The organism is Frankia gtarii, assembly GCF_025403375.1.
GTDB classification, from domain to species: Bacteria; Actinomycetota; Actinomycetes; order Frankiales; family Frankiaceae; genus Frankia; species Frankia gtarii.
Map to the genome: position 1 here is coordinate 1 of NZ_JAMPTM010000318.1, position 7,343 is coordinate 7,343.

8 protein-coding genes and 1 pseudogene are annotated in these 7,343 nt (G+C 69.9%); 4 read left to right on the forward strand and 5 right to left on the reverse strand.

Annotated elements, in window-relative coordinates:
- Positions 1–158: 158 nt before the first annotated feature.
- Genes NBZ83_RS28160 through NBZ83_RS28170 form a run of 3 tightly spaced genes read right to left on the reverse strand, consistent with a single transcriptional unit; the run spans position 159 to position 2,538 of the window.
- Entirely contained in the window at positions 159–671 is a 513-nt protein-coding gene (locus tag NBZ83_RS28160) for a hypothetical protein (RefSeq protein WP_261576135.1), read from the reverse strand.
- A 5-nt stretch (positions 672–676) separates the two neighbouring features.
- The gene (locus tag NBZ83_RS28165) at positions 677–1,558 is read right to left on the reverse strand and encodes an ABC transporter permease (protein ID WP_261568560.1); all 882 of its coding nucleotides are present in this window, start codon (positions 1,556–1,558) and stop codon (positions 677–679) included.
- A complete protein-coding gene (locus NBZ83_RS28170) occupies positions 1,555–2,538 on the reverse strand; it encodes an ABC transporter ATP-binding protein (RefSeq protein WP_261576136.1) in 984 nt (327 codons plus the stop codon). The genes NBZ83_RS28165 and NBZ83_RS28170 overlap by 4 nt, the downstream gene beginning before the upstream one ends.
- 171 nt (positions 2,539–2,709) lie before the next feature.
- On the opposite strand from NBZ83_RS28170, the gene NBZ83_RS28175 reads away from it, so the two are divergent.
- The 3 genes and pseudogenes from NBZ83_RS28175 (at position 2,710) to NBZ83_RS28185 (ending at position 5,203) form a co-directional block, all read left to right on the forward strand.
- On the forward strand, positions 2,710–3,162 hold the full coding sequence (locus tag NBZ83_RS28175) for a BlaI/MecI/CopY family transcriptional regulator (RefSeq protein ID WP_261568558.1): 453 nt from the start codon (positions 2,710–2,712) through the stop codon (positions 3,160–3,162).
- Positions 3,159–4,085: a M48 family metalloprotease gene (locus tag NBZ83_RS28180; RefSeq protein ID WP_261568557.1), complete on the forward strand. Its 927-nt coding sequence runs from the start codon at positions 3,159–3,161 to the stop codon at positions 4,083–4,085. Before NBZ83_RS28175 ends, NBZ83_RS28180 begins: the two co-directional genes overlap by 4 nt.
- A gap of 572 nt (positions 4,086–4,657) precedes the next feature.
- Positions 4,658–5,203 (forward strand): annotated as a pseudogene (locus tag NBZ83_RS28185) (DDE-type integrase/transposase/recombinase).
- A gap of 237 nt (positions 5,204–5,440) precedes the next feature.
- Here the strand turns inward: NBZ83_RS28185 and NBZ83_RS33505 are convergent.
- Together NBZ83_RS33505 and NBZ83_RS28195 are read right to left on the reverse strand one after the other, a co-directional pair.
- The gene (locus NBZ83_RS33505; RefSeq protein ID WP_261568556.1) at positions 5,441–6,076 is read right to left on the reverse strand and encodes an RDD family protein; all 636 of its coding nucleotides are present in this window, start codon (positions 6,074–6,076) and stop codon (positions 5,441–5,443) included.
- A gap of 46 nt (positions 6,077–6,122) precedes the next feature.
- The gene (locus NBZ83_RS28195) at positions 6,123–6,530 is read right to left on the reverse strand and encodes a DUF2752 domain-containing protein (protein WP_261568555.1); all 408 of its coding nucleotides are present in this window, start codon (positions 6,528–6,530) and stop codon (positions 6,123–6,125) included.
- A gap of 398 nt (positions 6,531–6,928) precedes the next feature.
- Here NBZ83_RS28195 and NBZ83_RS28200 point away from each other — a divergent pair.
- On the forward strand, positions 6,929–7,343 hold a 415-nt coding region (locus NBZ83_RS28200), incomplete at its 3' end, for a DUF4158 domain-containing protein (RefSeq protein WP_261576137.1).

Consider the following 7,343-nt stretch of genomic DNA (forward strand, 5'->3'; position numbering starts at 1 on the left):
CATCAGATGGAAGCCTGCCCTGAACGCCCTGGCGATCACCTTCGAAGGCCGCCTGACCCCGACCACCACCAACTGATCCATCACCAACCGCCACGACCGATACACCGGTAGTCGGACACTCCCGTCGTTCTGCGCGGGTTTTCCGTCTCGTTCGGGTTTCATGTGGTGTCGAAGCAGCCGTCGAACTCGAACACCGGGTTGATCACACTTTTGCCGGCTACATCTCTGATCATGATCGGTCCGACGATCCTGCTGGGGCCGCCGGCCTGGTAGCAGCCGTTGGAACGGACCTGGAGCTCGAACTTGCCGTTCTGGGATTTGCCCGTCCCGTCGCTCCAGCCGACCTGGCAGATCCAGTCGCTGCCGGCGCCGGTGTCGTGGGATCCGGGGGTGGTGCGGTGGCAGGTGGGTCTGGCGGCGACGGTGGCCGGCGTGAGCCCCGGATGGCCGAGCAGGGCCTGCTGCTGGACGTAGAGGTTGGCGAACACGGGGCCGAGGGAGCCTTCGACGCGGGGCCGGGTGACATCGGCGGAGCAGCCGACCAGCGTGGCGGTCAGCACGGCGGCGGTGACCGCCACGCCGGCCAGGCGAGCCCGGCGGACCAGCCGGCCTCGGGCCGGTCCGCGGGACGCCCGGTCACCGCGCGACCGGTCGGGGGCGGGACGGGGCATGCGGATCAGCCTCCGGTGATGTCGCGGCGGCGCAGCGCCGTGAAGGCGACGGCCAGACAGACAACGATGTAGCCGGCGCTGACGAACGTGCCGTCGCGCAGCGGCCCGTAGTACGGGTGTGCGGCGAGCAGGCCGTGCCAGGCATCGAACGGGGTGACCAGCAGCAGGTGGCGGATGGCGTCGGCGCCATTGAGGAAGGCGTAGAGCTGCATGAGCAGGCCGAGGACGATCGGTCCGACGATCCCGGCGGGGCTGCTGCGAGTCAACACCGACAGCATGATCCCCAGGGCGGTGAAGCCGAGCAGGGGTGGCAGCGCGGTGGCCCAGGCGGCGAGGACCAGTCCGGCGGCGCGGCCCGGGGGCAGCAGGGTGCCGGACAGGCCTTCCAGTGGCTGGTGGCCGACGAGCAGGACGCCGGCGGTCAGGCAGCTCAGGGCGAGGACCGTGACGACGAGCACCGCGAAGGTGGCCGCGGCGAGCGCCTTCGCCCAGAAGATCTGGCTGCGGCTGTGGGAGCGGGTCAGGATCGTCTTCCAGGTGCCGTGCTGATCCTCGCTGGCGAAGATGTCGCCGGCGACGATGCTGGTGAGCAACGGGAAAACCCATTGGGCGGCGAAGCCGAGGATGAGCAGCGGCGTGGCGAAGCCGCTGGTGTGCACCCACCGGCCGTAGAGGGTGTCCTTCGGCAGACGGTCCTGGCGGTCGAGGAGTACCACGAACACGAAGGGGGCGACCAGGCAGACGGCGAGGGTGGCCCGGGTGCGGGCCTGGGCGGCGAGTTTGGTGATCTCCCACCGGTAGGCGGTGATCACCCGGCCGCGGCCGACCGGACGAGGCCGGACCGTCGCCGGGCCGGCCGTGGGCGTGGTGGTGACGGGCGCGGTCATGGGGTCGCTCCGGTGAGGTTGCGGGACCGGGGTTGCAGGCCGGCCGGGGCGGAGCCGGTCGCCGAGTCGGTCTCCGTGAGCATGAAGAACAGCGATTCCAGCGGCGCGATCTCCAGGTGCAGGGCGCGTACCGCGACGCCGGCCCGGCCGAGGGCGATGAGGTAGTTGTCCGCGTCAGCGGTCTGGGCCCGCAGCGCGAGACCACCGTCGTGATGGGCGGTGACGGACACGGCGGGATGCTCGGCGGACAGGCGCATCGCGTGGTCGTCATCGCTGGTCGCCAGCCGGTGGGACGGGTCCGGTGCCTGGGCGCGCAGCTGGTCGATCGAGCCGTGGTAGGCCACCCGGCCGGTGCGCATGATCGTGACGTTGTCGCAGATCTCCTCGACCTCGTCCATGTTGTGACTGCTCAGCAGCACGGTCAGCCCGCTGCCGGCGAGCCGGGTGACCAGCGCGCGCATGTCCCGGATGCCGGCGGGGTCCAGTCCGTTGGCCGGCTCGTCGAGGACGAGCAGCCGCGGGTCGCGCAGCAGGGACGCGGCGACGCCGAGCCGTTGGCGCATCCCGAACGAATAGCCCCCGACCTTGTCGCCTGCCCGACCGGCGAGGTCGACCACGTCGAGCACCTGGTCGATGCGACTGTCCGCGTCACCGCCGTCGAGACCGGCGAGCAGCACCAGGTTGCGCCGGCCGGACAGGTAGGGATAGAAGCGGGGGCTCTCGATAAATCCCGCGACCCCGTCCAGCATCGACGGGCCCGCCTCGGCCCAGGTCCGGCCGAAGACCCGTAGCGTCCCGGCATCCGGCCGGATCAACCCGAACAGCATCCGTAGGAACGTCGTCTTCCCGGCACCGTTCGGGCCGAGGATGCCATACACCTCCCCGACGTCCACCCGAAGATCAACATGATCCACGGCCGTGAGCCCGCCGAAGCGCTTGACCAGCCCGACGGCTTCGACCGCCGGCACCCCATCCACCATCCGCCGTCCCCTCATGCAGTCGTCTACTACTCATCGAATAGTAGACGACTGTACGGGATGACCCGCGGAGGCCTGGCGGCAGGATGTCGTGACGGCGAGTGCGGCACGCTGAGGTCTACTACTGCCACTCGACCTCTCGTACTATCAATCTAGTAGTAGCGAGGAGGCGTAGTGGCGAGGAAACCCAGACGTGAACCGGGAGCGTTGGAACGCGAGGTACTCGCCGCGATCGCCGCGGCCGGCCGGCCGCTCACCCCGGCCGAGACCCTCGCCGAACTCGGCGAACCACTGGCCTACACCACAGTGATGACGACCCTCGCCCGCCTGCACGACAAGGGCGCCCTGACTCGGGCGCCCGCGGGCCGCTCCTACGTCTACGCCCCGGCCACCGACCCGGACACCCTCGACGCCGCGCTCACCGCCCGGCAGATGTCCCGCCTGCTCGGCGCCGGCAGCCACCGAGCCGAGACACTTGCCCGGTTCGTCGCGGACCTGCGACCGGAGGACGAGCAGCTCCTCACCGACCTCCTCGCCACTCACCGGTCCGACACCGACACCGACACCGACACCGGCGGCGACGTCGAGTCCACTGCCGACAGCACGCATGGCGGGCCTCGGCGATGACGACTGTCGCGCTCGTCCCGTTCATCACGAGCCTGCTGCTGGCCGCCGGCGGCAGCTGGCTCGGCCGGCGGCTACCACCCGCCACCGCCACCCGGCTGCTCACCGCCGCCTGCCTGGTGACCGCGCTCGCCACCGGTTTCATCCTGTCGGTCGTGGCCTTCACCCTGCTCGCCCCGATGCCCATGATCGCCGCGGTCGGGCACTGGTCAGCCACCGTCGTCCGCGGTCGTGACCCGCTGCCCGTCGCTGCCGGGCTGCTGCCAGCCGCCGTCGTCGCCGGGCTACTCGGCGCCGCCCTGCACCGGGCCGTCGGCGTTGGCAGGGACCTGGCCGCAGCCGAACTCACCTGCCGCCGACTCGGACCCGCCCCCACCGGCCTCGTCATCGTCGACGACGACCGGGCCGACGCCTACACGCTGCCCGGACTCACCGGCCGGATCGTCGTGTCCACCGCGATGCTGCGCGCGCTGCCCCCCGACGAACGCCGCGTGCTCCTCGCCCACGAACACTCCCACCTGCACCACCGCCACCACGCCTACACCCAGCTCGCCGACCTCGCCGCCGCCGCCAACCCGCTCCTGCGGACCTCCGCCGCCGCCGTCCGGCTCGCCGTCGAACGCTGGGCCGACGAAGACGCCGCCGCGACCAGCGAGGACCGCGCGGTCGCCGTCCGGACCCTCGCCCGCGCCGGACTCGCCCGCGCCGGCACAGCGACCATGCCGACCGCGGCGCTCGGCGCCGTGCATACCGACCTCGCCCATCGGGCACGGGCCTTGCAGGAGCCACCACCCACCCCACGGCCGGTCCTGGCGGGCGTACTCGCCGCGATCATCCTGGTCACCGCGACCGCCGCCATCGATACCTCCCACGCGACCGAACGCCGGTTCGAACGCGCTCAGGCGATGTTCGCGCACCGGCGCTGACCCGTCGCACGCGGACCGAAGCAACGAGGCCGGGCCGGGGGAACCCGCGCATCATGCCTGACTGGCTCGTCGGACTCGCCGTCGCCGTCGACCGCTTGATCGCCAGCTGGGGACTGCTGGCCATCCTCGCCCGACGTCTGCCACCCGGAGTCCTTCGCGACCTCGCCGCCTTCATCCCCGACTGCCTCACCCAGCAGCCAGCCGCCCCAACCCGAGCCATGCCCACTCCAGGACATAATCCTGATCTTCCTCGATATCGGCAGCCCAGCATTGTCAATGCCCGTCTCGGGCTGGAAGTGGATCGAGTGCCGTTCGCCCTTCCGGCTGGTCCGACGGCCGCACCCCGGTACTGCCACCGACACCCGGGGCTTGCCGCCTCTCACCAGACATCTATCCGCGTGTGTGCGCAGCCGACTGTTGTGGTCGTTCCCGCCCATGCCCACGGCACGCATCACGAGAAACATCATCAGGATGCGGCCGCCGACGGGCGGATACCCCAAAGGAGCCACGGGGGCGCTGTTGCATCGGCGAAGTTCGCCATCGCGAAGCTGCCGATCAGTCGTGATCGAATGATGCGTCGACGTCGTGTCCGTCCACCGGCTCCGACATCAGAGTTCGCCGGGTTCCGGTTCCCGCCCGAGGTGATCGTGTGGGCGGTCCGCTGGTACCCGCGGTTCGCCGCTCGTGGCCGACGCGACCCGGCCGTGTCGGCACCCCCCTGGGGACAGGTGGTTCGTCGACGAGACCTCTGCGAAGGTCGCCGGCCGGTGGACCTCTCTGTACCGGGCCGTTGACCAGCACGGCCAGGTCATCGACGTTGTGGCCAGCACCCGCCGTGACCAGGCCGCGGCACGCCGCTTCTTCGCCCGGGCGCTGTCCCACGGCCGCCGGCCGGTCGAGGCCGCCACCGACAAGGCACCGGTCTACCCGCGGATCCTCGACGAGCTGCTCCCTGAGGCCTGCCACGCGGACTGCAACGGCTGCGCTCCGCCCAGACCGTCAGTGCCGGACACGCCCTCGTGCAGAACATCCGCCGCGGCCACGACGAACATGCCGTCGACACCGATCCGCACCTTCGCCTTGCTACCGCGTTCACCGAGCCCGCCCGCGCCGTCTGACCGTGACCGCCAAAACCCCTGGCACGCGTCAGATCCCCCGCATGCAACAGCGCCGACCCCAGCACCCGCGGTCGGGAACATGGCCCACGCCAGGGACCGGACCACCCGGCGCGGTCTGGCGCGCCCGCGAACGCCCAGCCCAGAGGCCGAATCCTCACCTAAGGTGGGTGCGGACAGTGATCCGCGCCTAGGACTCGGGTGGTCCCGGGACGGGCGGGGTCGTGTTCCTCGCGATGATCAGGCGGGCACAACGACCGTGTGCACGATCTTGTCGGCGAGCGTCTGCCGTTTTGCGTCCCACAGCGGGAACAGGAATCCGACGTAACAGATGATGCCGTCGACGAAGTGGCAGAGATCGCGGGCAAGCGCCATCGCCGGTCCGATCGGCTGGCCGGTGACCTCGCTGACGAGTCGGATGTTCAGCGTCTTTTTGCCCAGCGACTGGCCGGTCCTGCCGCCCTGGATCCATCGGTTGTAGATGACCCAGCCGAGCGAGGCCAGCCAGAGGATCGCCAAGAGTGCCACCGCCGGTCCGCGGAGTATCGCTCCGAACAGCCCAAACACGACGATCTGTGGCAACGTATCGATGAGGTATGCGCCGACTCGCTGGGCCCAGCTGGCGTAGGCGCCTGGCCCCACCGGCTGGCCGGGCCCGTACCCTGGTGCGGGCTGTGGGTACGGGTTGGGCTGGTAGTAGCCGCCCTGACCGGGCTGCTGGTACTGGCCGGGCTGCTGGTACTGGCCGGGCTGCTGGTACTGATCGGCCTGCGGGTACTGGTCGGGCTGCGGGTACTGCGGGTACTGGCCGGGCGGGGGCTGCTGGCCCCACTGCGGGGGATACGCCTCGGACGGGGGTGGGTTATAGCCGGTCACGATCGACCTTTCTGAGAAGAGCGGTCCTGCATGGATTGGCGATCGCCTAGATGAAGTGGTACCGATGCAGCTGAAAGAGCCAGCTGAGAGCTACGACGACGTATGCCGAGTACCGGGTCCGCGCACGCGCGGCGGCGGACCAGGGGCGTGGCGGTGGCGCCAGGCCGAGGAGCCGGGCCGCCAGGATCGGCGTCGTCGCGGTCACCAATGCGGCCGTGAGATAGATAAGAGGGCTGGTGCTGGCGGCAGCCGCCCATTCGCTACGGGTCAGCGCGACCGTCGCGGTCGTCAGCCCGCAGAACGGACACGGCAGGCCGGTCAGTGTGCGCAGTGGACAGGGGAGGCTCCGCCCGCCCGTGCGCGCCATGATCGTCGGGTAGATCGCCCCGATCAGGCCCGCGCCCAGGCCGGCCATGGTGATGTGCTCGGGAACCGAGTACATCCTCCGCAGCATCGCCGGCATCCCCCGTTTACTCCGCAGATGGCATTCGCCGCATGTTAGGTGAGGTCATACGTATCTGCAATGTCAAAAATTTGACGTCTTCATGATTTACGGGGCGATCGGTGACCGCAGCGAGAACCGCGCCGACAACCAACCGATGATCGGCGTATGTGGGTGACTCAGACTCGACTCATGGTCACGATGAGTGGCGCCGGGTGCGGTGGTGTCGGTGGCTGGCCCCGGAGTAGAGGAAGATCCGTGCAGCCGTTGGCGCTTGCGATGATCTAGGTCTGCGTGTGGGATTTCGGTTGATTCTCCTTCCGCTGCGCCTTTGATCGGCTACGGTCCGGGCTGTGCCGCTGGAGTTCCTCACTGACGGGTAGGTTGCCGCCTACGGACGGTTCCAGGGTGTGCCGTCGCGGGCTGATCTGGAGCGGTTCTTCTTCCTCGATGACGCGGACAGGGCGTTGATCGCGGACCGGCGGGGTGATCACAACCGGCTGGGTTTCGTGCTGCAGGTGACGACGGTGCGGTTCCTGGGGGTGTTCCTGGCGGATCCGCTGGAGGTGCCGTGGCCGGTGGTGGAGTACCTCGCCGGGCAGCTGGGGATCGCGGACGTGTCGTGTGTGAAGCGGTACACCGAGCGGGCGAAGACGGCATACGAGCATGCGTGGGAGATCTGGGCCGCCTACGGTTTCCGGCCGTTCGAGAACACCGAGGCGGCTGACGGGATGCGCCGCTTCCTCGACGGGCGGGCGTGGACGCATGCGGAGGGGCCGGGGGCGCTGTTCGATCAGGCGGTGGGCTGGCTGCGGGGGCATCGGG